Consider the following 26086-nt stretch of genomic DNA (forward strand, 5'->3'; position numbering starts at 1 on the left):
TGCGCGCACTTCATTACCCGGTAATGCATGCGGCGTCCCCCTGACCGAGAGACTCCCGCGTGATCAAACGTCACTTCTTCCTCATCGCCGCAGCCATTTTGCTGGGGCTGATGGTCATCGCCGCCATCATCAAGATCACCACCACAGATGACAAGTCGGCCCAGGCGCCGGGCGCGGGCGGCGCGCGACGCGGCGGCCAGCAGGTGTCGCAGGCGGTGGTGGCCCAGCGTCAATTCTCGGACCAGATCCGGGTGCTGGGTGTGGCGCGGGGACAGAGGTCGGTCAACATCACCTCCGCCACCACCGAACTGATCACCCGCATCCTGTTCACCGACGGCCAGGTCGTCTCGACCGGCGCGCCCCTGGTCGAGCTACAGGCGCGTGAGGAAGACGCCGTCATCATCGAGGCTCGCGCGAACGTCAATCAGGCCCAGCGGGAATATGATCGCTACAAGGTGCTGGCCGATAGGGGCATTGCGCCTCAGGTGTTGCTGGAACAGGCCGAGACGGGGCTGGAAACCGCCCGCGCGTCGCTTGAGGCCGCTCAGGCGCGACGCGGGGATCGCGTCATCCGCGCGCCTTTCGCTGGCCGCGTGGGCCTGACGACGGTGACGCCGGGCACGCTGATCAATCCGGGCGCCGTCATCACGACGCTGGACGACACCTCGACCATTCGCGTCGATTTCCCGCTGCCGGAGCGGTATCTGAACCTGCTGCAGCCCGGCGCCCAGCTGACGGCGACGGCCGACGCCTATGGCGACGAACCCTTCCAGGGCCGGATCGCCCTGATCGACACCCGCGTCAACGAAACGACCCGCGCGGCCACGGCCCGCGCCGAGTTCGCCAATCCCGGCGGTCGCATCCGCCCCGGCATGCTGCTGCGCGTCGTGGTCCAGCAGGGCCAGCACCAGGCGGCCGCGGCCCCGGAATCGGCCGTGCAATATGAGGGCGCCGGCGCCTTCGTCTACCGCATCGCGCCGGGTCAGAACGGCTCGACCGCCCAGCGGGTCGAGGTCGAGACCGGCGCGGTCGAGAACGGCTTCGTCGAAATCCTGTCGGGCATCGAGGCGGGCGACCGCATCGTCGGCTCGGGCCTGAACCGTATCCAGCCGGGTGCGCCGGTCAGCGTCGCGGGCGCCGACCGCAAGTCGGGCGCCGCCCAATGATGCTGTCCGACGTTTCGGTCCGGCGGCCCGTCTTCGCGGCCGTCGCCGCCATCGTGCTGTGCGTGATCGGCGCGGCGGCCTTCTTCTTCCTGCCGGTGCGTGAACTGCCGGACGTCGATCCGCCCATCGTCTCGGTCAACACTACCTACGCCGGCGCCTCGGCCGAAGTGATCGAGAGCCGGATCACCGAGCCGGTCGAGCAGCAGATCGCCGGCATCCAGGGCGTCGAACGCATCAACTCGACCAGCCGCGACGGCCGCTCGAACGTGAACATCGAGTTCTCGCTGGACCGCAACATCGACGACGCCGCCAACGACGTGCGCGACCGCGTCAGTCGGGTGGTCGGTCGCCTGCCGGATCAGGCCGATCCGCCCGAAGTGGCCAAGGCCGATTCCGACAGCCAGCCAATCATCATCGTCTTCCTGCGCTCGACCAGCATGAACCGGCTGCAGCTGACTGACTATGCCGACCGCTATCTGATCGACCGGATGGCGACGGTTCCGGGCGTGGCCCAGGTCAACATCTATGGCGAGCAGCGCTATTCGATGCGGGTCTGGCTGGATTCCGCCGCCATGGCGGCGCGCGGCCTGACGGTCAACGACGTCGAGACGGCCCTGACCAACCAGAATGTCGAACTGCCGGCCGGTTCGCTGGAATCGACGGACAAGGACTACACCGTCCGCGTCGCCCGCACCTACGCCCGGCCCGACGACTTCCGCCAACTGCCCATCGGCACACGCGGTTCGGCCACGACCTCGGTGTCGGTCGCCACGGGCACAGGCAGCGGGACTTCGGCGATCGTCCAGGGCCAGCCCACCTATGTGACGCGCCTGGGCGATATCGCCCGGGTGGAGGAGGCGCCGGAAGAGGGTCGCCGCCTGTTCCGCGGCAACGGCATGGATCAGATCGGTCTGGCCGTGACCCGTCAGGCCCAGTCGAACGACCTCGCCATCTCGGACGGCGTCCATGCGATGATCGACGATATCCGGCCCAGCCTGCCGCCGGGCGTGACGATCGAGATCGGGTCGGACAACTCGGTCTTCACCTCGCACGCCATCGACGAGGTCTGGATCACCATCGGCATTTCGATGGCCCTGGTGGCCCTGGTCAACTTCATCTTCCTGGGCAGCCTGCGTGCGGCGCTGATCCCGTCCATCGTGGCGCCCATCTGCCTGCTGGCGACCTTCATCGTTCTGGCGCCATTGGGTTTCTCGCTGAACCTTCTGACTTTGCTGGCCCTGGTTTTGGCCATCGGTCTGGTGGTGGATGACGCCATCGTGGTGGTCGAGAACATCCAGCGTCGTCTGGACCTGGGCGAGCCGCCACTGGTCGCGGCGGAACGCGGTGCGCGTCAGGTCTTCTTCGCCGTCGTGGCGACGACCATCGTCCTGCTGTCGGTGTTCGCGCCGCTGCTGTTCCTGCCGGGCTATGTCGGACGGCTGTTCGTCGAACTGGCGGCGGCGATCGCAGCGGCCGTGGCCTTCTCGGCCTTCCTGGCGCTCAGCCTGTCGCCGATGCTGGCGTCCAAGATCCTGAAGCCGGCGCACACTGGCGGCTGGGTCGCGCGTCGGGTGGACTGGGGCATGGATCGGCTGAAACGCTCCTATGCGCGGTCGCTGGACATGATGCTGGGCCGTCGCATCGCCGTGATCGGCGTCGGCGCCCTGATCCTGCTGGTGGCGGCGGGGGCGGGGGGCATTTTCCTGACCCTGCCCAACGAACTGGTGCCGGACGAGGATCGCGGTCGGGTCACCGTGCGCGTCGCCGGGCCCGAGGGCGCCGGCTTCGACTATACCCGCAAGATCATGCTGGGGCTGGAGCCCCTGCTGGCCGAATACAAGGCCAGCGGCGAGGCGGATAGCTATCTGGTCTCGGCGCCCGGCTTTGGCGGCGGCAGCTTCAACTCCGGCAACGCCGTCCTGACCCTGGCCGACTGGTCCAAGCGCGACCGATCGGCCGCCAAGATCGCCCAGGAGCTGAACGTCAAGCTGCGCAGCCAGACGGCCGCCCAGGTCAACGCCTCGACCCCCGGCGCCTTCCAGCGCGGGGGCGGCAACTCCAACTCCATCGAACTGATCGCCACGGGCAGCGACTATCAGCAGATTTACGCCTGGCTTCAGCCGCTGCTGACTGCGGCCCAGGCTAATCCCGGCTTCTCGCGCCCGCGCCTGAACTATGAGCCGAACTCGCCGCGCCTGCTGGTCGATGTCGATCCGCAGAAGGCGGCGGCGCTGGGCGTGTCGTCCCAGTCCATCGGCCGCACGCTGGAGACCATGTTCGGATCCCGCCGCGCCACGACCTACATCAAGGGCGGCCAGGAATACGATGTCATCCTGCAGACCGAGCGCGACAACCGGCGCGAGGTCTCGGACCTGGAGGCCCTGTACGTCGCGACCGGCGGCGGGCAGCTGGTGCCGCTGTCGGCGGTGGTGACGACCAAGACCACCGGCGACACGCCGGACCGTCGCCGTCTGGATCGCCAGCGGTCGATCTCGCTGCAGGCCGACCTCAACCCCGGTACGACCATCGACGACGCGATCCAATTCCTTGGGGCCGAGGCGGCCAAACAGCCGCAAGGGACTGTCGTGACCCAGTGGGGCGGGGCGGCGCGCGATCAGCAGGAGGCCGGCGGGGCGGTCCTCGCGGCCTTCGGCCTCGCTTTGCTGCTGGTCTTCCTGGTGCTGGCGGCCCAGTTCGAAAGCTGGATCACGCCGGCGGTCATAATGCTGACGGTGCCGCTGGCGGCGGCGGGCGGCCTGTTCGGCCTGTTGATGGCGGGTTCCAGCCTGAACATCTACAGCCAGATCGGCCTGATCATCCTGATCGGGGTGGCGGCCAAGAACGGCATTCTGATCGTCGAGTTCGCCAACCAACTGCGCGACCAGGGCCGGTCGATTCGGGAGGCGATTATCGAGTCGTCGTCGCTGCGTCTGCGGCCGATCATCATGACCTCGATCGCGACGGCTTTCGGCGCCCTGCCGCTGGTGCTGTGGCAAGGCGCAGGCGCCGGCAGCCGTCAGACGATCGGCGTGGTGATCTTCACCGGCGCCATCTTCGCCACCGTCCTGACCCTGTTTGTGGTGCCCGTGATCTATGGCGTCCTGGCGCGCTTCACCAAGTCGCCGGAATGGACCGCCCGCAAGATCGAGGAATGGGAAGCCCAGGAAATGCGCGACGGCGGACCCAAGGAACTGCCCGAAGGCTGAGGGATCAGGAGGCGGGCGCGGGCTCCGGCTTGTAGCCCGTCTCCACCTTCAGGAAGGCGATGACGTCGCGGCGGTCCGTGGCGTCGGGCAGGCCGGGGAAGGTCATCTTGTTGCCCGGCAGGAAGCCGCGCGGGTTTTGCAGCCAGTGGTCCAGCTTCTCCGCGTCCCAGACGAAGTTCGCGTTCCGCAGGGCGTTGGAATAGCTGTAGCGCGGCCGCGCACCGGCCTCGCGCCCAAACACGCCATGCAGGTTCGGCCCTGTCATGTCCGCGCCGCCCTCGCCGATGGTGTGACACGAGCGGCAGCGCGCGAAGGCGCGGCGGCCGTTCTCCAGATCACCTGCATTGTAGGGGGCGGGCAGGGAGGCCAGCAGGGTCGCCTTTTCTGTCTCCGTCAGGACGTGAACGGGCGGGGCTGGGGCCGTCGAGGACGGCTCGCCCTGGCCGCAGGCGGCCAAAGCGAGGATGGGTGCGAGAAGCAGCGGGGCGGCGAGGGCGAAACGGGTCATGACGGCTCCTGTTCGGCCTGTGATAGCGCAATGCGTCGGCGCGGCAATTGGTCAACCTGTCCTGCTGGACGCGGGGGGCTCGCACCTGATAATCACTGTCAAAGAAACGCGAAGCCGCCGGGGAGCGGCCTCGCCCGTGCGAGCGTAGAATTGACAGACACCATCAAGCTGAGCCAGGCCCGACGCGGCGATCGCGGCGTCATCGTCCAGGTGGGCGCCCATTGTCATCACCAAAGTGAGGCCGTGGAGCTAGAACGCCGCCTGCTCGAACTGGGCTTCGTCGAGGGCGCGCAGATCGAACTGCTGCACGAAGGCCTGTTCGGCCAGGACCCCATCGCCATGAAGGTGGACGACATGCGCGTGGCCCTGCGGCGGCATGAGGCCGAGAGCCTGACGATCAAGCTGGATACGGTATGATGGACATCGCCCTGAAGACCGCCCGCGTCGCGCTTGTCGGCAATCCCAACAGCGGCAAGACGGCCCTGTTCAACGCCCTGACCGGCGCGCACCAGAAGGTCGCCAACTACGCCGGCGTCACGGTGGAGCGCAAGGAAGGCCTGATCCGCGCCGCCTCGGGCCGGACCATGTCGGTGCTGGACCTGCCGGGGACCTATTCTCTACGCGCCCGCAGCCCGGACGAGGAGGTCACGCGCGACGCCGTCCTGGGGCGTCTGGCCGGAGAGGCGCCGCCCGACGTGGTGGTCTGCGTCGCCGACGCCACCAACCTGCGTCTGGTCCTGCGCCTGATCCTGGAGCTGAAGGCCGTCGGCCGGCCGATGGTTCTGGCGCTGAACATGTACGACATCGCCCAACGCCAGGGCCTGCGGATCGATCTGGAGACGCTGGGCGCCGAACTGGGCGTGCCGATCATCACAACGGTCGCCACGCGCAAGCGCGGGATCGACGATCTGATCGTCGCCATCGAGGACCGGGCCGCCGTCGCCGCCGCAGCCGAAAGTCAGTGGCGCAGCCCCGACGCCGCCGAACTGCGCACCGCCGCGCGCGAGGCCGAGCGGATCATGAAGGCATGCGTCCGCCCGCCCGAGCGGCCCGACACCCTGACCGGCAAGATCGACGCCGTCCTGCTGCATCCCGTCGGCGGCCTGCTGATCCTGATGGCCCTGCTATTCGTGATGTTCCAGGCCGTGTTCAGCTGGGCCGCGCCTCTGATGGACGGCATTGAGGCCGGCATCGGCTGGCTAGGCGGTCTGGTCGCGACGGTCCTGCCCGATGGCCTGTTGCAGAGCCTGATCGTGGACGGGATCATTTCCGGCGTCGGCAGCGTGCTGGTGTTCCTGCCGCAGATTCTGATCCTGTTCCTGTTCATCATCGCCCTGGAAGACTTCGGCTATATGGCCCGCGCGGCCTTCCTGATGGACAAGATCATGGGCGGGGCCGGACTGCATGGCCGCGCTTTCATTCCGCTTTTGTCTAGCTTCGCCTGCGCCATTCCCGGCGTGATGGCGGCGCGGGTCATCGATTCCAAGCGTGACCGCCTGACCACCATTCTGGTCGCGCCGCTGATGACCTGCTCGGCGCGGATACCGGTCTATACGCTGATCATCGCCGCCTTCATTCCAAACGAGACGGTCTGGGGCTTCGCCAATCTGCAGGGGCTGGTGATGTTCGGCCTCTACGCCGCCGGCATCGTCAGCGCGCTTCTCGTGTCCCTCGTGATCCGCAAGGTGTTCTGGCGCGGCGCGGTCGAGCCCTTCATGATGGAACTGCCGACCTACAAGACGCCGGACCTGCGCAGCGTCGGCTTCAACCTGTGGCTCCGGGCCAAGATCTTCCTGAACCGCGCAGGCCGAATCATCCTGCCGGCCGTGATCATCCTGTGGGTGCTGGCGACCTTCCCCTATCCGCCCGAGAACGCGACCCTGCCGGCCATCGACTATTCGTTCGCAGGCATGCTGGGTCGCGCGCTTGAGCCGATCTTCGCCCCCATCGGCTTCAACTGGCAGATGGTCATCGCCCTGATCCCCGGCATGGCGGCGCGCGAGGTCGCGGTGGCGGCTCTGGGCACCACCTACGCCATCGCGGATGCGGAGAATGCGACCGGGCTTCTGGCCACGACCCTGGCCTCGCACTGGTCGCTGGCGACGGCGTTGTCCTTCCTGGCCTGGTATATCTTCGCGCCCCAGTGCGTGGCCACCCTGGGCGTGGTGCGGCGCGAGACCAACTCGCTGAAATGGACCTGGATCATGATCGGCTACATGTTCGGTCTGGCCTATCTGGCGTCGTTGGTGACCTATCATGTGGCGGTGGCGCTCGGAGGCGGCTAAGCCACAGGCGTTCGCCGCCTTCTGGACGTCTCGATGCACCCTGTGATCGCCGCCGCCGTCATGGGCGGGCTGGGCCTGATTTTCGGCAGTTTCATCGCCGCCGTCAGCGTGCGCCTGCCGCGTGACGAGGACATCGTCGTCGCCCGCTCGCGATGCCGGGGCTGCGATCAGCCTTTGCGCGCATGGGAGCTGGTTCCGCTGTTCAGCTGGCTGGCCCTGCGCGGCCGTTGCGCGCGGTGCCAGACCCGCATTTCCCAACGCTATCCTCTGATCGAGCTGGGCGGGGCCGTAGTGGGCGTCTGGGCAGGCGTCAGCGGGGCGTCCTGGCTGATGGTCGCGGTGACCGCCGTCCTGGGTTGGCAACTGCTGCTGATCGCCATCATCGACGGCGAGAACTTCTGGCTGCCCGACGTCCTAACCTGGCCTCTGGTCGCCACGGGGCTAGCGGCAGCGGCGATAATCGATTGGGACCTAGCCTTGTCACACTTGGTCGGAGCGGCTGTCGGGTTCGGTGGGCTGTGGCTAGTCGGTTGGATTTACAAGATCGTTCGCAAGCGTGAAGGCCTGGGCGGGGGCGACCCCTTCCTGTTCGCCGGGGCAGGGGCCTGGGTGGGATGGCTGGGCCTGCCCAGTGTACTGCTGTGGGCCTGCGCCGTGGGGCTCAGCCTGGTGTTCGGCATGCTGGTGGTGCGCCGGACGGTCAGCCCGACGGAAAAGCTGCCGTTCGGCGTCTTCCTGGCTGTGGGGATCTGGTTGACCTGGCTCTACGGACCGCTGGGGCTCTAACGCCCCGTCGTCAGCTTGACGATGATGATGGCGGCCGTGTCCAGAATGGCTTCGGGCGTGTCGGCGCGGCGCAGCAGGTCGAAACTGGCCGCCGTCGATTCCGCAATCGAGGCGATCTGGTACGAGGCCAGGCGCGGATTGTAGTCCTTGGGATGCAGGCCGCTGGCGTGGGCCTGGGCCACGCGGCGTTCGATGGCGAGGTGAAGACGGCGCAGACGACGCACCCGGCTCTCGACGAAGGCCACGTCGCCATTGTCCGCCAGCATGTGCTCGACCCGCAGCACCTGGCCGTGGCTTCGCCAGATCGCCATCACGTCCAGGATGAAGGCGCGCGCGATGGCGAAGGCCTTGTCGCCCGGCCAGTCCGCCTGGAAATGCGCCGCCAGACCCTGAAAATCGGTCGCTGCGACCTCGCACAACGCCAGAACAGGCTCTTCGACCGTCTTGAAATAGGTGTAGAAATTCGAAGGGGACACGCCGGCGGCCGAGGCGAGGTCGGCGACGCGGATCTCGCCGTAATGCCGCTCGTTCAACAGGCGCTGGGTCGCGTCGAGGATCGCCTGGCGGGTTCTCCCACCGCGCGCACCGATCTTGTGGCCCAGCTTGTTGGTTGTGTCGGCCATGTCCCCGATGGTCGCATAGAGATGGTGCCGGCTGCAGGAATCGAACCCGCGACATCCAGTTTACAAAACTGGCGCTCTACCAACTGAGCTAAGCCGGCCCGCGTGTGCGGTGTGCGGCCCTTATGTCCAGCCTCGCGCCGGGACGCAAGACGGCCTTGCGCCCCTTACGGACAAATCGCCCGTTAACGCCACCCAACGGACGGGGTGTAACTGGCGACGAAGCTTTCCCAGGCCTCGCGGGTCTTGAAGTCCAGACCGCCGTCCCACGCCGATCCCATGTAATAGGTGAAGGGCTGGCCCGGCGTGACGCGCAGCAGGATCAGATAGTTGTCCGCGTCCTGAGCGAAGCCCTCGACCATGGCCGGATCGACCAGGATGGCGATACCGATGCTGCCGTGCTCGGGGTTTTCCGGTTCCCAGAAGGTCAGCCGACCATTGGCGGCGTCGCGGGTGACGAAGCCGGAGCCGTTGTCATTGGCGCGCCGGGTGATGCCGATACCGACGATCAGGGGCTCGGCGCTGTCCGAGTTCAGCGTCGATGTCATGCGAGTGAAGTTCGACCCCATCGGCAGGGAGAAGTCGCGCGTCTCCCAAACCCGCCGGTTCACATCGACGGGCCAGGGGGCGTAGTCGACGCTGAAGCGCGCCTCGTCGCCGCCCGTCTCTTCAATGCGATAGGTCTTGAAGTTGCGGCTGGTCCACAGCTTGTTGTCCTGCCAGAGGCCCAGACCGCCGGCGCCGCGACCGCGCCCGACGTCGTAGTAGTCCAGACCCTCGCCCCGGTCGGTGTGATAGTTGGGGAACTTCAGCTGGCGGTCCATGAAGGGATAGCGGACCCGTTTGGCCCAGACGTCGATGCCCGATCCCGATGGCGGCTCGCGGCCTTCCAGCGCCGGGCCATAGATGCGGTGGGCGACGCGATCGTTTTCCCACAGCAGGTCGTCGAACCGATCCGGCGCGAAACGGGCGACGGCGCGTGGGCGCTGTTCTCCGGCGGTTGGCGGCGTCAGTCGCTCGATGGTCGAGGGCCGGTTCAGCCCGGCGGGGTCATAGGACAGGGCGGCGGTGGCGCGCATCTCCTCGGCGCGGCGACGCAGTTCCTCCTCGCCGACGACGGTGACGGGGGCGGGGGGCGTCGGCGTCGTGGCGGCGATGACCTCGGGCGTGTCGCGCTCAGGCTCGGCCCGGGGCAGGGACTGGACCGGGCCGTTCAGGTCCGCGATCTCCAGCCCCGCCAGCACATAGGCGCCGGTGGCGTAGAGGCCGGTCTCTTCCGGCCGGGTGTGCACCGGCATGTCGCCGGTCTTCTGCGCCGCGCCGATCAGGCCGCTGGGCAGGACATGGCGGTTCAGCGCCGCCCAGCCCTTGGTCACCGCCGGCAAGTAGGTCTCGCGATCCAGCAGGCCGTGGTTGATGCCCCAGGCCAGGCCATAGACATAGAAGCCGGACCCCGAGGTCTCCGCCTCGGGATAGACCTCGGGCGCCAACAGGCTGGCGCGCCACAGGCCGGCGTCCTGCTGCAGTTCCAGGATGCGGCTCGACAGCTTCTGGAACAGATCGACGTAATAGGCCCGGTTCGCATGGTCGGCGGGCAGGCTCTCCAGCCAGCGCGCCAAGCCCGCCATGGTCCAGGCGTTGGCGCGCGACCAGTAGATGGGTGCGCCGTTCGCCTCGGTGCGGTCCTTGAACCGTTCGTCGCGCAGGAACAGCCGCTGCTCGGGAACCCACAGATGTTCGGCCGTACGCCGCCACTCTCTGTCCGCCGCCGTCAGGTATTTCGGATCGCCGGTCAGGGCCGACATCCGCGCCAGCACCGGCGGGGCCATGAACAGGGCGTCGGCCCACCACCAGACCAGGGCCGGGGTCTCGACCGAGCGGTTCAGGTGCGGAACCTGCCAATCCAGCCGCTGGCGCAACGGCATCAGCAGGCCTTCCTGGCGACGCCGGGCGTAGAGTTCTTCATACAGGTCGCCGATGGCGATATCGTCGGCGTTCAGCATGGTCGGCCCCGACCGGGCGCCGCGCACGCTGTAATTATAGTGTTCGGCCACGGCGGTCAGGAAACGCAGGGTTTCCGGATCGTCCGACACCCGCGCCAGCCGCGCCGCCCCGACATAGAAGGTCGCGGCCACCCAGTTGGACGACATCTGCGTCAGATTGCTGCCGGTGGACAGGGCCAGGGGCTCGCGCGCCATGGCCGCGATCTGGGACGCCGTGACATATTCGGCGGCGGCCAAGGCCTCGGCGCGCGAAGGCAGGACGGTCGGATCGACATTCAGCGCGGGCCTCGGGGTCGGCTCCAGCCAGGCGGTTTCGACGCCGGGGGGCAGGGGCGCGCTACGGCCCGTCTGGGCCGCGACCGGGCCGGTCAGCAGGGTGGTCGCCATCAGAGCGGCGGTCAGGCCTGCGGCCATGCGGAACGAACGATACGCCATCTGTGTCCTCCGAAGCGCCGAGACTTGCGCTTTTCATTATTTGCCGTCGAGTACCATAAGGTGGACAAAATGGCACGCCAAGGTAACCGGTGTCTTTTTCTCCGCGACATAGTATCTGGTGGGATCAGACTCGCGAGACGATCCAACGTCTCCGTATTGAGGACCAGTGAAGGACGTCATGGCTCACCCGCTCAAGCTCAATCCCGACCGCCTTTTTCCCGCCGACGCCGATACCCGCACGGTCGCGCGTCGTCTGTATGCCGAGATCAAGGGCCTGCCGATCATCAGCCCGCACGGCCATACGGATCCCAGCTGGTTCGCGCTGAACGAACCCTTCGCCAATCCGGCCGAACTGCTGATCACGCCCGACCACTATGTCTTTCGCATGCTGCATTCGCAGGGGATGGCGATGGAGGACCTGGGGGTTCCCCGCGCCGACGGCGGCCCGGTCGAGACCGACCCGCGCAAGATCTGGCGCCGTTTCGCCGAGAACTATCACCTGTTCCGGGGCACGCCGTCGCGCCTTTGGCACGACTGGGTCTATGCCGAGGCGTTCGGCATCGACGTGCGCTTGTCGGCCGAGACGGCGGACCACTACTACGACATCATTGATGCCGCGCTGAAGACCGACGCCTTCAGGCCCCGCGCCCTGTTCGACCGCTACAATATCGAAGTTCTGACTACGACCGAGAGCCCGCTCGACACGCTGGAGCACCACAAGACAATCAACGCCTCGGGCTGGAAGGGGCGGGTGCTGACCGCCTATCGCCCCGACCCGGTGCTGGACCCGGACTATGAGGGCTTCCGCGACAATCTGAAGATCCTGGCCGAACAGACAGGCCGCGACACCCTGTCGTGGGACGGCTATCTGCAGGCCCTGCGCGACCGCCGGGCGGTCTTCATCGAGATGGGCGCCACCTCGACCGACCACGGTCACCCGACCGCCTTCACCGCAGACCTGCCGAAGAGTGAGGCGGAGGCCCTGTTCCGCCGCGTTTCGACCGCCCCGGCGACGCCTGCCGACGCCGAACTGTTCCGCGGCCAGATGCTGACCGAGATGGCCGCCATGTCGGTCGAGGACGGTCTGGTGATGCAACTGCACCCCGGATCGTTCCGCAACCACTCGGCCACCGTCTTCAACCGCTTCGGCCGCGACAAGGGTTGCGACATCCCGACCCAGACGGATTACGTCCGGGCGCTAAAACCCCTGCTGGACCGGTTCGGATCGGACACCCGGCTGTCGCTGATCCTCTTCACCCTGGATGAGACCAGCTACAGCCGCGAACTGGCGCCGTTGGCCGGTCACTATCCGGCGCTGAAGCTGGGGCCCAGCTGGTGGTTCCACGACAGCCCCGAGGGGATGCGTCGGTTCCGTGAACAGGTCACCGAGACGGCCGGCTTCTACAACACCGTCGGCTTCAACGACGACACCCGCGCCTTCCTCTCCATTCCGGCCCGTCACGACGTGGCCCGGCGCATGGACTGCGGCTTCCTGGCCAAGCTGGTGGTCGAACACCGGATGGAAGAGGATGAGGCCCACGAACTGGCCCACGCCCTGACCTATGGTCTGGTCAAGGCGGCCTACAAGCTGTGACCCGCCTTTCCGATGCGGTCCTGAAGGACCTGCCCGCCGAGGTCGCCATTCCCGTTTACGACCGCGCCCAGGTGAAGACCGGCGTGGTCCATCTGGGCATCGGCGCCTTCCACCGCGCCCACCAGGCGGTCGTGTTCGACGATGCGCTGGCGAGCGGCGACCTGCGATGGGGCGTGCTGGGCGCCTCGCTGCGGTCGCCCGGCGTGCGGGATCAGCTGAACCCGCAGGACGGCCTCTACACCCTGGTCGTGCGCGACGGGTCGGACGAGCATCTGCGCATCATCGGCGCCGGTCGCGGCGTTCTGGTCGGGCCGGAAGACCCCGCCGCCCTGGTCGCCGCCATGGCCGACGCGGATGTCCACATCGTCACCCTGACGGTGACCGAGAAGGGCTATCGCCTCGACCCGGCGACGGGCGACCTGCTGCTGGACGACGCGGATGTGGCCGCCGACCTGGCCGACATCGCCGCGCCTCGCACGGCGCCCGGTTTCATCGTCGCGGCGCTGCGGGCGAGGAAGGCGGCAGGCCTTCAGCCCTTCACCGTCATCAGTTGCGACAATCTTCCGCACAACGGCAAACGGATCCGCGCCGGGGTCATCGCCATGGCCCGCCGGATCGATCCGCCGCTGGCCGAATGGATCGAAGCCGAGGGCGCCTTCCCCCAGACCATGATCGACCGGATCGTCCCGGCGACCATCCCCGACGACATCTCTTGCCTGACGGCCCGTCTCGGCGTCGAGGACCAGGGCATGGTCAAGGCCGAACCCTTTACCCAATGGGTGATCGAGGACCGGTTCGCCGGCGAACGCCCGGACTTCGCATCGCTGGGTGTGCAACTGACCGACGCGGTGGAGCCGTGGGAGGACGCCAAGCTGCGCCTGCTGAACGGCGCTCACTCGGCCATCGCCTATCTGGGCGCCCTGTCGGGTCATGAGCATGTCCACGAGGCCGTCGCCGTCCCCGACTTCCGCGCCTATGTCGAGGCTTTGTGGGACGAGGCCGAGACCACGCTGAACCCGCCGCCAGGTCTGGACATCCCCGCCTATCGCGAGGCGCTGATGGCACGTTTCTCGAACGCGGCCCTGATGCACAGAACCCGCCAGATCGCCATGGACGGTTCGCAGAAACTGCCCCAGCGCCTGCTGGCCGGGGCCGCCGAACGTCTGGCGGCCGGGCAGGATATCGAGGCCATGGCCCTGGGCGTCGCCGCCTGGATGAAATGGCAGTCGGGCGTGACCGAGAGCGGCGAGACCTTCGTCGTCGACGATCCGCTGGCGGGCAAGACCGCCGAATTGCTGGCCGGCGCCGCTTACGACCAGGCGCGGGTTTCGGCCCTGCTGAGCCTGTCCGCCGTCTTCCCGCCCGCGCTCGCCGCCGACGACCGGTTCGCGGTCGCGGTCACGGGCGCCTATCTGTCGCTCAGCCAGAACGGCGCGGTCGAGGCCGCGCGTCTGGTCGCGGAGTAGTCCATGTCTCGCGTCCTGATTCTGAACCCCGCCGACGACGTCGCCATCGCCCTGGATGATATCGCGACCGGCGATGCGCCGGACGGCCTGGACGCGCCATCGCGCGCCGACATCGCCACCGGGCACAAGATCGCCCGTCATGCGGTGGAGGAGGGCGGTCTGGTCCGCCGCTATGGCCAGGTCATCGGCCGCGCCAGGACCGCCATCGCCGCCGGGGATCACGTCCACGTCCACAATCTGGCCATGGCCGAGGACGGGCGTGAGGCCGAGGTCGGCGCCGACCTGCGCCCGCCCGCGCCGCTATCGGGCGCCACCTTTAATGGCATCGTCCGCCCGGACGGCCGGATCGGCACCCGCAACTACATCGGCGTCCTGACCAGCGTGAACTGTTCGGCCACCGTGGCGCGCCGCATCGCCGACGCCTTCCCGGATTCCAGCCTGCCCCAGGGCGTGGACGGCGTCGTCGCCTTTACACACCAGGGCGGCTGCGGCGGTTCTTCGCTCAGCAGCGACGTGACCCTGCTGCAACGGACCCTGGCGGGCTATGCCCGACATCCGAACTTCCACTCCATCCTGATCGTGGGCCTGGGCTGCGAGGCCAACCAGATCCCCGCCTGGTTGGCCAACGAAGGCCTTCAATCCGGCCCGCATCTGCGCGCCCTGACCATCCAGGAGGCCGGCGGAACCGCCCGCGCTATCGAGGCCGGGATCGAGGTCGTTCGCGACCTTGTCGCCGAGGCCGCCAACGTCCAGCGCGAGCCGGTGTCCGCATCCCACCTGACGGTCGGCCTTCAGTGCGGCGGTTCGGACGGCTGGTCCGGCGTTACCGCCAATCCCGCTCTGGGTGCAGCGGTGGATCTGCTGGTCGCCCACGGCGGATCGGCCATGCTGTCCGAGACCCCCGAGATATGGGGCGCCGAACACCTGCTTCTGCGGCGCGCGGCGTCGCAGGACGTGGCGGACAAGCTGAACGCGCGTCTGGAGTGGTGGCGCGACTATGCCGATCGCCATCAGATGGAGTTGAACAACAATCCCTCGCCCGGCAATCTGAAGGGCGGCCTGACCACCATCCTTGAGAAGTCGCTGGGCGCGGTGGCCAAGTCCGGTTCGACGCCGTTGAACGACGTCATCGGCTATGCCGAACCGCTTCAGGCCAAGGGCCTCAGCTTCATGGACAGCCCTGGCTATGACCCGTGCTCGGCCACGGGCCAGATCGCCTCGGGCGCAAACCTGATCGTCTTCACCACGGGCCGGGGCTCTGTCTTCGGCGCAAAGCCCGCCCCATCGATCAAGGTCGCCTCCAACGCCAAACTGGCGAACTGGATGGACGAGGACATGGACATCGACGCCTCGCCCGTCCTGACCGGGACCAGCCTGGCCGAGGTCGGCGCCGTCATCTTCCAGAAGATGCTCGATGTCGCCTCGGGCGAACCGTCAAAGTCCGAGGCCCTGGGCGTCGGGGACAACGAGTTCGTGCCTTGGCAGGTGGGAGCCTATCTCTGACGACTGCGACACGCTCGCGCTTGCGTCTCACGGCTTGTCCATTATCGTGGGACGAATAAGCATAATGTGAGACGCCGCGCAGACGGCGAAGGAAAACGCCCATGCATCGTCGCTCCCTGCTGCAACTCGGCCTGACCGGGGCGCTCGCCTCCGCCGCGCCGGCTTTCGCTCAATCGGTCGGTCGCACCTTCGACGCCGCCGACTATGGCGCGGTCGGCGATGGTGTAACGATCAACACCCGCCCGATCCAGGCCGCCATCGACGCGGCGGCGGGGCAGGGCGGGGGCGTGGTGGTGCTGAAGCCCGGCCTCTATCTGTCGGGCTCTCTGTTCGTGAAATCGGGCGTGACCCTGTCGATCGGCCGAGGCGCGACCCTGCGAGGGGTTCAGAATCTAGACGCCTATCCGATGGTCCGCACCCGCGTCGCCGGCGTGGAGATGGACTGGCCCGCCGGCCTGCTGAACATCTATCAGCAGCAGAACGCCAGGATCACCGGCGAGGGCCTGGTCGATGGCGACGGCAAGGTCTTCTGGGACAGCTATTGGGCCATGCGTCGCGACTATGATCCGCGCGACCTGCGCTGGGCCGCCGACTACGACTGCCGCCGCCCGCGCCTGATCCATGTCTATGACTCGCAGCGGGTCGAGGTCTCGGGCCTGAACCTGGCGCGCTCGGGCTTCTGGACGGTCCACATCTGCTATTCGCGCGACGTGAAGGTCGCCGACCTGATCATCCGCAACAACCTGGGCGGCCGAGGCCCCTCGACAGACGGGATAGACATCGACTCGTCCGAGCGGGTGCTGGTCGAGCGGTGCGACCTGTCGGTCAACGACGACGCCATCTGCATCAAGGCCGGCCGCGACTGGGATGGGCTGCGGGTCGCCCGCCCGTGTCGCCAGGTGAAGATCCGCGACTGTATCGTTCGCGACGCCCTGGCCGGCATGACGTTCGGCTCGGAGACCTCGGGCGGTTTCGACGACATCGAGGTTTCAGGCCTGCGGATCGAATATCCGGTGCCGCTGGGCATCTTCTTCAAGTCGGGGCACACGCGCGGCGGCGTGATCTCCAATATCCGCCTGCGCGACATCCATCTGCAAGACGTGCGGACGCTGATGCAGGTCAATCTGAACTGGTATCCGAACTACAGCTATGCCCAGATCCCGGCAGGCATCGCCGACGTCCCCGACTATTGGCGCGCCCTGGCCATGCCGGTCCCGCGCGAACAGGGCATTCCCCGCATCCACGATGTCCATCTGTCGAACATCAAGGCCGTCGGCGGCAAGGTCGGCTTTGCGGCCGCTGCCTATCCCGAGGCGCCGCTGAAGGACTTCACCTTCGAACGACTGGACTGGGACGTTCAGGACGCGGGGGCCATCGCCAACGCCGAAAACTGGCGCTTCCGCGATTGCAATATCGACACCCTGGACGGCAAGGGGCCCAAGGTTACGGACTCGACGGGCGTCACCGGCCTGCGCCCTCGCGTGGCCTGACACCCGCCCGCAAACCTTCAGCACCGAACAAAAAGAAGGCCCGGAGCTTTTCGCTCCGGGCCTTAAGTCTATCGCGCTAGAAGCGTCAGGGAGGGAAGATCAGTACTTCCAGCGCAATCCCACGGCGATTTCTCGGCCGGTGTGACGGTAGTTCGAGACGCGGTCCGTCACATCGACGTAGCGGTCGTTGAACTCGTCGGACAGGTTCAGGCCTTCAAGCGAGACGGTCAGGCTGTCGGTGATCTCGTAGGACATGGAGGCGTCGAAGTTGACGGTGTCGTTGACGCCCTCTTCGGTGTTGCCGTTGCCGCCCGGGAAGGCCGTGAGATAGCCGCTGCGATAGGCCGCCGAGACCCGGGCCTGGAAGCCATCGACCTCGTAGTACAGGGTGGTGTTGAAGGCGTTCTTCGACTGGTTCGTCAGCGGTCCCTTGCGGCCGTCGCCATAGGTCACCTCGGAGGTGACGTAGGTGTAGTTGCCGATGAAGCCGAAGTTGGACCAAAAGCCGGGCAGGAAGGTGAAGGGCTGCTGGTACTGGATTTCCAGCCCGTGCAGCGACCCACCGTCGCCGTTAACCCTCCGTGTGACCTCGAAGTCCTCGTCCGGCGAGGCAGGCGTACCGATCAGTAGACTGTCGTCGAGACCCAGGCTGCGCCAGGGCACGACATCGGTGATCGTGGTGATGAAGCTGTCGATCTCCTTGTAGAAGACAGCCGCCGCAAGCAGGCCTTCGCTCTGGAAATACCACTCGGCCGCCACGTCGAAGTTGGTGGCGCGGAATGGCTCCAGCAGAGGGTTGCCATAGGACACGCGACGCGTCGGGGTGGAAAGGGTGCCGCCCGGCGTCAGGTCGCCCAGGGCCGGCCGCGACATCACCTTGGCGGCGCCGATACGGATGACGACGTCGTCGCGCGGCTCGATGGCCAGGTTGAACGAGGGCAGGGTGTCCGCATACTCGTTTTCCACCGTGACATAGTCGGTGTTCAGGAAGCCCTTGGACGTGGTTTCAGTGATCGCGCGGCGGATGCCGGCGTTGCCGCGAACCGTCATGCCCAGCAGTTGGGTGTTGAAGTCGGCCTGGATGAACAGACCCTTGTCAGTCTCCTCGACCTCGCGAATGCCGTTGTAGGTCGGCACCAGCGCGTCGTCGAAGACGCTGAGGAACTCGTTGATCTTCCAGATGTCGGGAACGATGTAGTTCAGGCTCGATCCGTTAGGGATGTCCAGCTTGCCGTCGATGCTGACGATCTTGCCCAGCGCATCGACGCCCACGACGCGGTCGGCGCCCGACAAGATCGACGAGGCCTGCTGCATGCCGAAGGTGTCGAACCCGTAGGTGCGATATTCACCGCCGGCCTTGATCGTGAAGTCCGGCGTGTAGTCGTATTCGAGATTGCCCGCGAAGACTGCATTCTCGAAGTTGGCGCCGCCCGTGCTCTTGCGGCGCTCGGTCAGGGTGAAGCGCGACCCCGAAGTGACGTCGAAGCCATAGTTGATCAGGGGCAGACGATCATCGCCACGGAAATCGTAGGTGAAGCCGTTCTGGTCATTGGCGTCGAACATATAGGCGAACGACTGAGGCGTGCGGGCCTCGGACTTGTTCGCGCCGATTTTCGCCGTGCCGCGCAGGCGATCGGTGAAGGTGTGGCGCAGGTTCAGCGAGGCCTGGTAGAAGTTGCTTTCGTCGCGGGTGAAGCCGTTTTCGGACCGAATATCGACGCGGTCGAACACGCCGTAGGAGATGACGTTCTTGTCGGCGTCGATCGCGTAATCACGCACGATGGTGTCGCGCACGCCGCCGGCGGCGCGGCTGAAGCTGATGGCCTCGATATTGGGGCTCTCGGCCTCAATGTTGAAGCGCGACCACAGCAGGTCCATAACGACCTCGGTACGGTCGCTGGGGCGCCACTGCAGCGACGTCGTCACGCCCAGGCGATCCTCGTTGAACGTGCCGAAGGTATAGCGAGGGATGCGCGGGTAGAAGGCGTTCAGCAGTTCGGTGCGCTGCCCTGTCGTGGTGCAGGGGATGCAGCCGGCGAAGTTGTTGCCGGAGCCATAGGCCATCGAAGCGTTGCCCGATTGCCAGCGCGTCGTGTTGAAGCTCTCGCTGATCGGCGCACGCTCGGAATAGGCGACCGAGACCAGCGCGCCGAAGGTGCGGCTGTCGTTTGACCAGCTCAGCAGGCTGGCGATACGCGGCACGGTCTTTTCGGACAGGTCGTTGTACGAGCCCTGGACCGACAGGGCGGAGTTGAAGCCGCTGCCGCTGAAGTCCAAAGGACGGCCGGTTTGCAGATCGACGGTGGCGCCCAGCGAGCCTTCCTCAATCTCGGCCGACTGCGTCTTGCGGACCTTGATGCTGTTGAACAGCTCGGATGCGAACATGGAGAAGTCGAAGCCGCGATCACGGTTGCCGCCATAGGCCGCCTGGGCCTCAAGACCATTGATGCGGACGCGGGTGAAGTCGGCGCCGAGGCCGCGGACCGAGATCTTGCGGCCCTGACCGTTTTCGCGATCGATGGTCACGCCGGGCAGACGCTGGATGGCCTCGGCCAGGTTTTGGTCGGGGAAGTCGGCGATATCTTCGGCGAAGATGGCGTCGACGGCGCCGGCCTCTTGGCGCTTGATGTTCAGGGCCTGTTGCAGGCTGGAGCGGAAGCCGGTGACGACGATTTCGTCCACGACGGTCGCGTCGTCCTGGGCGGCTTCCTCGGCTACGGGCTCAACGGCAGGGGCGGTCTGCGCCATAGCCGCCGACGCGCCCATCAGGGCCGCCAGGGACACGCCAACGGCGCACAGAGTCCGGGTGTTGGTCCGTCGCATTCGTTCTCTCCCCATCCCGGCGGCCATCTGGCACCGGTGTCATTTTTTGGTATGCTGTCGCGCATAGTCGGATTGGCGACGTGCCGTTTATTGCGACAGCTTCCCGCATTTTGCAACCAGCCCAAATCCGAACTGATACAATTGAGGTCGAATTCTCGACAAAACCTCGACAATTCAGCTGGGCTGCATCGACAAATTGTCGATGTTTCTAGGCGCGACGCGCGACTTCGACGGCATAGACGTGATTGGCGCCATGCATGTTGGACACGAAGACGATCCATTTGGCGTCCGGCGTGAAGGTCAGATTCGGCTCCAGCCGGTAGTCGTGGTTGGACAGGTCCACCAGGCGTTCCGAGCGCAGATATTCGACGAAGATCTGGTCGTCCTTGTCGCTGGACGGATCGGCGTCGACGATCGGTTCGGGACGCAGCAGGACGATCCACTTGCCGTCTGGCGCATGGGCGACCATGTCGCCATCGCCGCCGTCGCCGGCGAACAGGGTTCCGTCCGGCGAGACGTTGTAGTGGACGGACCAGTCGTTCTGCTCGACCCGGCGATAGACGCGGCGGCCCGTCTCCAGATCGACCGAGGCGACCCAGAAGACCTGGCCGCGCGGGGTCTGCAGGTCATAGAGGACCTGTTTGCCGTCGGGACTGAACCATTCGTGGCCGAAGATCTCGAAGTTCATCGTCCGCTGGTGGGTCTTCCTCAGGCCCGTGCCGTCGGCGCGGATGGCCCACATCCGGTCCACGCGGTGCCAGGGGCCTTCGTGGGAGAAGATGATCTGCTGGGGATCGGTGGGCGAGAACTGGGTGTGGCCGATCCACTCGTTGGTCTTGTGGATCACGCGGCGCTCGCCCTTCGCAAGGTCGATGACGAAGATCTCCATCGGATACCCGGCGGCCCAGCGCTGAAGCATCCGCACGCCCTTGGCGCGGGCGAAGTTCAGCGGCTTGCCGTCCGGCCCGTTGGCCTCGTATTCGGCCTGGTCGAAGCGACGGTTGCGCGGATCGGGCACGGTCGGCTGAAGCGGCTGGCTGTCATAGGCGACGAAGCCCAGCAGCAAGGTTTCATCGGCGTTGACCGAGTTGATCTGGCCGTTCGGAATGCGGCCGATCTCGCGCCGCTGTTTGGTGTCGGCGTCGATGACGAACAGGGTCTTGGCCCGGTCCATCAGCTGGCCGTCGCCGGGCGCGGTCACCGAATAATAGACGTTGCGACCCTTGCGGCCGGTGAACATCAGATCGGCGTCGTGCTCGGGGACCAGGACGCTGACGGTCCAGGTCGCCAGATCAACGGTCGAGATGCCCTGGGGCGTCGAGATGACCATCAGGTCGGGCGCGCCGGCCTTGGGCGGCAGGAACATGTTCTTGTAGAAATAAGGCTTTCCGCCGCCGCCATCGGGCGAGACGCGGCGGATGCGGTGGCCGGTCTTCGGATCGACCCACTCGGTCGGCACGGGGCCATCCCAGCGCGGCCGCTCGACCGGCGTCTCCTGGGTCGAGGGCGGGGCGGTGTTGGGCGCGGGCCAGACGGGGGTCTGGCCCGGCGCAGGCGAGGCTGCGGCCTGCCGGGCCTGAACGGTCGTGGTGGCCAAGGCGCCGACGGCGGGGGCCGCGAACAGGGCCTTCAGGGCGGTGCGTCTGGAGGTCGTCATTGGGGCGTTCCTCTCGGTTTTTTCTGGATTACGGCGCGGGGGTCAGGCCTTCGACCCGGACGGTCCAGCCGTCCTTGGGAAAGCCTGGGGCGTGGCCGCTCGATCCGTCCCAGCCTGCCGCCATCAGGCCGACGGCCATCAGCAGCGAGCCATTGGACGGGAAATAGGTTTCGGCGGCGCGGCGGTATCCAGGTCCATCCGGGTTGACCGCCATCGCGACCCCGCCAGCGCCGGCCGACACGGGCACCAGTTCGTCCGCGTGCTCGTCTAGGTGGACGCGCGGGGTCATGCCCGTGACGCCCCACTGGTTGTTCTTCAGGTTGGCGAACAGCCAGTTCACGGCCTTGTCCGGTTCGCCTATGCGGGCCGCCGTCATTGCCATCATCGGGAAGTCCCAGCCCCAGGTCTGACGCACGTCCCAGTTCTGCTCCACCGCCTCGAAGGTGCGGCGCATGGCGGCCGGATCGATCCGCGCGCCGGGGATGAAGCCATAGGCCATCAGGAAGGAGGGATGATCGCGGTTCTTGCACTGAGCCGCCGCCGCGTGCTTGCGGCAGGCGTCGGACATGGCAGTCTCCCAGAAGTCCGGCAGGTTCTCGATCGGCAGATAGAGACCGTCCTTCATCGGCGGCGGTGCGATCTTGGCCAGGGCCTGATCCCAGTCGGCGCGGCGAGCCTGACCCTTGCGTTCGCGCCACTGTTGGGCGGTTTCCAGCGCCCAGCGGAAATACTCGACCTCGAAGGTCGGGTTCACCGTGGTCAGGGGATCGTAGTTCTCCTGCGCCGGGATCATCGGCGTGCCCAGGTTCAGCCGGCCGTCCTGCTCGATGGGCCAGGAGGCCAACAGGTCGGCGGTGGCCTCGACCACCTCGCCGTATCGATCCAGCACGGCCGGATCCTTCTCGGCACGCCAGACCAGTTCGGCCAGAAGGATCGGATGCGGCTGCTGCCACATGATGAAGGGCGAGACCAGGCTGGGGCTGTTGCGGCCCTCGGGCCCGACCATCTTGGGCCACCAGGCGCCCTTCACATGGTGGCGGGCGGCCTCGGCGCGGGCGTTGTCCAGATTGCCGACATACCAGGGCAGGCTGCGCTCCAGCATGTCGGGATGGCCCCACATGGCCTGCCAGCCGGCGTGCCAGGGGTGCATTTCCAGGTGGAACTTGCCGTACCAGCTGTTGGAGAACAGGCCCTCTTCCTGCGGGGGCAGTTCGCCGGCGCCGTTAACGGCCGACAGGTATTGGGACAGGACCACCCGGCGCTCCAGCTCGGCCGCGCGCGGATCGGTGGAGCCCGTGAAATCCACGGCGCCGCCCTGGGTCCAGAAGCCGTTCCAGTGCGTAGTCGTCGCCTGGACGCCGGCGCTGTAGGCTGGGGTGGCTGGCGTCTGGGCTTGCTGGTCGAAACGGACCATGACGGTCAGACGCTCGCGACCAGCGGCGGCCACGCGGAAGGCGTCGGCGCCGCTCTGTTCGATCTTACCCGAGGCGGTGATGCCGGAATAATAGGTGGTGTCGTCCAGGGTGCGGCGAATGCGGACGTCGCCCGTGTCGGAGGCGACGATGCTCAGGCTTTGCGCGCCAGAGGCCTCAAACGTTGTCGGATCGGGATTGATGGCGGGGTTCACGCCCGGATAGTGGACCTGGACGCCCAGACCCTGGGCGGCGACCAGGGGCGAGGCGATCTCGACCATGACCATGTCCAGCGCCGGGTGGACCCGGGTCACGACCTCGACTGGCTGGCCGTCATAGGTGAAACGGCTGGTCAGGGCGCCGGACCACAGGTCCAGCGTCTGGCGCGTGTCGGCGACCTTGGCGAAGTCCAGCGGCCTGCCGTTGGCGAACGTCAGGCCGATGCGGCTGAGCGAGAACCGATGCGGATTGGCCCGCAGCCAGGTGTAGGCGGGCTGGGTCTCGGCGACCGCCCACGACTTCATCCAGGCATAGGGTTGCTCGCCCCGACCCGGCACGGGCACGTCGATCAGGCCGTCCTGTTCGGTATAGCCGTTGGGATTGGGAAAGCTGTGCCAGGCCCACTGGGCCATGGTCAGCAGGGGCGACAGTTCCGAATACTGTTCCGGGAAGGTCTGAAGCCCGGTGATGTCGGCGGTGAAGCCCAGGTCGCCGTTGCCCAGCATGATCGGGGCATGGCGGTCGATGGCGGTCAGGCTGACGTTGTGGCGCGTGACCAGGGCGTGCCTGTCGATCGTCGCGGCGGGCGCGACGGCGGCGGTAGGCGTCACCGTCTGGGCGCAGGCGGCCGTGGGACCGGCCAGCAGGGTGAAGGCGAGGAGGGCGGTGCGAAGACGCATCAGGCGGCTTCCTTCTTCAGTCCAAGGCCGGCGCCCTTCCAGCCGTACCAGGCGACGACGGCGAAGCAGACGGCGGGCAGCAGGAAGGCGACGTTGGCGCCGTAGAGGTCGGCGATCTTGCCCATGGGCCAGGGCAGCAGAACGCCGCCGCCGATGGCCATAACCATCAGGGACGAGGCCTTCTTGGTGCCGGCGCCCAAGCCAGTGGTGCCCAGGGCGAAGATGGTGGCGAACATGGTGGACATGAAGAAGAAGACGGCCAGCAAGGCGATGGGCGAGACCTTGTCGATGCCGGCGGCGACGACCAGGGTCAGGACGACGTTGATCACGCCATAGGTGGTCAGCAGGACGCGGGGCTTGACCTTCAGCAGCAGGGCGGTGGCGAAGAAGCGGCCGACCAGATAGCCGATGGCCGCCAGCGACAACATGAAGGCGCCTTGCTGTGACGTCAGGCCCTGCCAGTTGTGGGTCACCAGATTGATGAAATAGGCGCCGATGCCGACCTGCGCGCCGATGTAGAGGGCCTGGGTGATCACGCCGGCGATGAAGTGCGGCTGTTTGGACAGGGGCAGGGCGGGGGCCTCACCTTCGACCGCGCCGCCGTGATCCGACAGGCCGGTCTCGGGCAGGCGGGCGCGCCAGACGGCGAGGGCGAACAGGACCACGCCGACGGCGATCAGGCCATAGACGATCTGGATCGAGCGGGTCGCGCCGCCCAGAGCCTCGGTCGTGGTCGGGCTGAAGAAGACCGCGCCGCCGATCAGCGGACCGAAGAAGACGCCCAGTGCGTTGAACGACTGGGCCAGGTTCAAACGCTGCGAGGCCTTGGCCGGATCGCCCAGGACATTGACGTAGGTGTCGGCGCTGGTCTCCAGGATGCACAGGCCGGCGGCAAGCACGAACATCGAGCCGACGAAGGGCAGGAAGGCGCCCGCGCCAGCCGCCGGAATGAACAACAGGGCGCCGATGGCGGTGACCGCCAGGCCCGATACGATGCCGAACTTGTAGCCCCGCGCATTCAGCAGCATGCCCGCCGGAATCGACAGCAGCAGATAGGCCCCGAAATAGGCGATCTGCAGCCAGGCGCTGTCGGCCTGGCTGATGCTCAGAGTCTCCTGGAAATGCTTGTTCAGCACGTCCAGCAGACCATAGGCCAGACCCCAGATCAGGAAGCATGCGATGGCGAAGGCCAGCGGGCCCTTCAGCGAACCGGCGGGTTTGGCAAGGCCGCCGGGGGTGTGGGCGGCGTCGGTCTCGATGGCCATGGGGATACTCTCCTGGATTTCCTTGGGGCCTAGCCGTCTTGATGCGGCTTCGGCGGAATGGGGGTCAGATGCGGTAGATCGCCTCGGCGTTGGCGGCGAACAGGCGGTCGCGTTCGGCGGCCGAGAAGTCGGCCGTGATCGCGTCGAAGGCGGAATAGAAGGCGTCGAAGGTTCCGTGGACGCTTTCGACGGGGAAGTCGGAGGCGAACATGGCTCGCTCGGTCCCAAAGGCGTCGATGCATTCCAGAACGACGGGGCGGATACTGTCAGGTGTCCAGGCGCGGTCGGTGATGCCCAGGCCCGAGATCTTGATCGAGACCTGAGGCTGGGCGGCCAGCAGGCGCAGGCCCGTGCGCCAGCGCTCCATGCCCGCCTCGTCCCGGTCGGTCGGCAGGCCGGCATGGTTGACGATCATGGGAATGTCGGGATGGCGCGCGGCGATGATGGCGGCGGTCTCCATCTGCGACGGATAAAGCTGAAGGTCGAACGACAGGCCGTGGCGCGCCAGCTTGGCGAAGCCCTTGACCCACTGCGGATCGCGCAGCAGGTCGCGGTCGGTATAGGTCTTCAGCGGATCCTCGTGCCAGCAGACGATCTGGCGCACGCCGCGCACGTTCGGGCGTGCCGCGTGGGCCTCCAGCAGGGCATCGAGGTCGGGATCGAGCAGGTCGGCGCCCGCGACGATGGCGTGCGGGTAGCCGCGGTCATCGGCCATGGACTGGAGCCAGTCGGTCTCGGCCAACTGCTGGCCCACCGGCTGGCCGGCCTCGACGTGGACGATCTTGTCCACGCGCCATCCAGCCGTATCGGCCAGATAGTCGTCCAGGAGATAGTCGGCGTTGGCGATGGGGCTCATGTCCCCCGCCGGATTGTTCGGCAGGGGATCGTCCTGAAGCCAGCCGTAGCGCGCACGCGACAAGTCCCACAGGTGGACGTGGCCGTCGACGATACGCAGATCCGAACCCACC

Annotated in this window: 17 protein-coding genes and 1 tRNA gene; 9 read left to right on the plus strand and 9 right to left on the minus strand. The window is 66.9% G+C overall.

Annotation, left to right across the window (positions count from 1 at the left end):
• Positions 1-59: 59 nt before the first annotated feature.
• The gene (locus tag WC597_RS04815; protein WP_372692136.1) at positions 60-1166 is read left to right on the plus strand and encodes an efflux RND transporter periplasmic adaptor subunit; all 1107 of its coding nucleotides are present in this window, start codon (positions 60-62) and stop codon (positions 1164-1166) included.
• Positions 1166-4372: an efflux RND transporter permease subunit gene (locus WC597_RS04820; protein WP_372692283.1), complete on the plus strand. Its 3207-nt coding sequence runs from the start codon at positions 1166-1168 to the stop codon at positions 4370-4372. The genes WC597_RS04815 and WC597_RS04820 overlap by 1 nt, the downstream gene beginning before the upstream one ends.
• Before the next feature lie 4 nt (positions 4373-4376).
• On the opposite strand, the gene WC597_RS04825 is transcribed toward WC597_RS04820, so the two are convergent.
• Positions 4377-4880, minus strand: coding sequence for a cytochrome c family protein (locus WC597_RS04825; RefSeq protein WP_372692137.1), 504 nt, complete (start codon positions 4878-4880; stop codon positions 4377-4379).
• A gap of 150 nt (positions 4881-5030) precedes the next feature.
• Between WC597_RS04825 and WC597_RS04830 the strand changes: the two genes are divergently transcribed.
• From WC597_RS04830 to WC597_RS04840, 3 genes are read left to right on the plus strand one after another with little or no spacing between them, the layout of a single operon-like run.
• Positions 5031-5297: a ferrous iron transport protein A gene (locus WC597_RS04830; RefSeq protein ID WP_372692138.1), complete on the plus strand. Its 267-nt coding sequence runs from the start codon at positions 5031-5033 to the stop codon at positions 5295-5297.
• Positions 5297-7165, plus strand: a complete 1869-nt coding sequence (locus tag WC597_RS04835; protein WP_372692284.1) for a ferrous iron transporter B — start codon at positions 5297-5299, stop codon at positions 7163-7165. The genes WC597_RS04830 and WC597_RS04835 overlap by 1 nt, the downstream gene beginning before the upstream one ends.
• A gap of 33 nt (positions 7166-7198) precedes the next feature.
• The gene (locus WC597_RS04840; protein ID WP_372692139.1) at positions 7199-7951 is read left to right on the plus strand and encodes an A24 family peptidase; all 753 of its coding nucleotides are present in this window, start codon (positions 7199-7201) and stop codon (positions 7949-7951) included.
• Here the strand turns inward: WC597_RS04840 and WC597_RS04845 are convergent.
• The 3 genes from WC597_RS04845 to WC597_RS04855 form a co-directional block, all read right to left on the minus strand.
• Positions 7948-8574 carry a TetR/AcrR family transcriptional regulator gene (locus tag WC597_RS04845; RefSeq protein ID WP_346497511.1) on the minus strand — a complete coding sequence of 209 codons (627 nt, stop codon included), beginning with the start codon at positions 8572-8574 and terminating at the stop codon, positions 7948-7950. The genes WC597_RS04840 and WC597_RS04845 overlap by 4 nt on opposite strands.
• 22 nt (positions 8575-8596) lie before the next feature.
• Positions 8597-8672, minus strand: a tRNA-Thr gene (locus WC597_RS04850).
• Between the two features lie 84 nt (positions 8673-8756).
• Positions 8757-11009, minus strand: coding sequence for a glycoside hydrolase family 88 protein (locus tag WC597_RS04855; RefSeq protein ID WP_372692140.1), 2253 nt, complete (start codon positions 11007-11009; stop codon positions 8757-8759).
• A gap of 178 nt (positions 11010-11187) precedes the next feature.
• On the opposite strand from WC597_RS04855, the gene uxaC reads away from it, so the two are divergent.
• From uxaC to WC597_RS04875, 4 genes are all read left to right on the plus strand, one after another.
• Positions 11188-12603: a glucuronate isomerase gene (uxaC, locus tag WC597_RS04860; protein WP_372692141.1), complete on the plus strand. Its 1416-nt coding sequence runs from the start codon at positions 11188-11190 to the stop codon at positions 12601-12603.
• On the plus strand, positions 12600-14069 hold the full coding sequence (locus WC597_RS04865) for a mannitol dehydrogenase family protein (protein WP_372692142.1): 1470 nt from the start codon (positions 12600-12602) through the stop codon (positions 14067-14069). Before uxaC ends, WC597_RS04865 begins: the two co-directional genes overlap by 4 nt.
• 3 nt (positions 14070-14072) lie before the next feature.
• Complete coding sequence (locus WC597_RS04870) at positions 14073-15572, plus strand: UxaA family hydrolase (RefSeq protein ID WP_372692143.1); 1500 nt, start codon at positions 14073-14075, stop codon at positions 15570-15572.
• A gap of 101 nt (positions 15573-15673) precedes the next feature.
• Positions 15674-17062: a glycoside hydrolase family 28 protein gene (locus WC597_RS04875; protein WP_372692144.1), complete on the plus strand. Its 1389-nt coding sequence runs from the start codon at positions 15674-15676 to the stop codon at positions 17060-17062.
• A gap of 99 nt (positions 17063-17161) precedes the next feature.
• Here WC597_RS04875 and WC597_RS04880 read toward each other — a convergent pair whose 3' ends face one another.
• The 5 genes from WC597_RS04880 to WC597_RS04900 all read right to left on the minus strand — a co-directional run bounded on the left by WC597_RS04880 (position 17162) and on the right by WC597_RS04900 (position 26085).
• Positions 17162-19885 (minus strand): TonB-dependent receptor, encoded by a 2724-nt coding sequence (locus WC597_RS04880; protein WP_372692145.1) that lies wholly within the window; start codon positions 19883-19885, stop codon positions 17162-17164.
• A 208-nt stretch (positions 19886-20093) separates the two neighbouring features.
• Entirely contained in the window at positions 20094-21542 is a 1449-nt protein-coding gene (locus tag WC597_RS04885) for an oligogalacturonate lyase family protein (protein WP_372692146.1), read from the minus strand.
• Between the two features lie 28 nt (positions 21543-21570).
• Positions 21571-23853 (minus strand): hypothetical protein, encoded by a 2283-nt coding sequence (locus WC597_RS04890; protein ID WP_372692147.1) that lies wholly within the window; start codon positions 23851-23853, stop codon positions 21571-21573.
• On the minus strand, positions 23853-25118 hold the full coding sequence (locus WC597_RS04895) for a sugar MFS transporter (RefSeq protein WP_372692148.1): 1266 nt from the start codon (positions 25116-25118) through the stop codon (positions 23853-23855). The genes WC597_RS04890 and WC597_RS04895 overlap by 1 nt, the downstream gene beginning before the upstream one ends.
• 64 nt (positions 25119-25182) lie before the next feature.
• The gene (locus tag WC597_RS04900; RefSeq protein WP_372692150.1) at positions 25183-26085 is read right to left on the minus strand and encodes an amidohydrolase; all 903 of its coding nucleotides are present in this window, start codon (positions 26083-26085) and stop codon (positions 25183-25185) included.
• Between the last annotated feature and the right edge of the window lies 1 nt (position 26086).

This window comes from Brevundimonas sp., assembly GCF_041648115.1.
Classification (GTDB): Bacteria; Pseudomonadota; Alphaproteobacteria; order Caulobacterales; family Caulobacteraceae; genus Brevundimonas.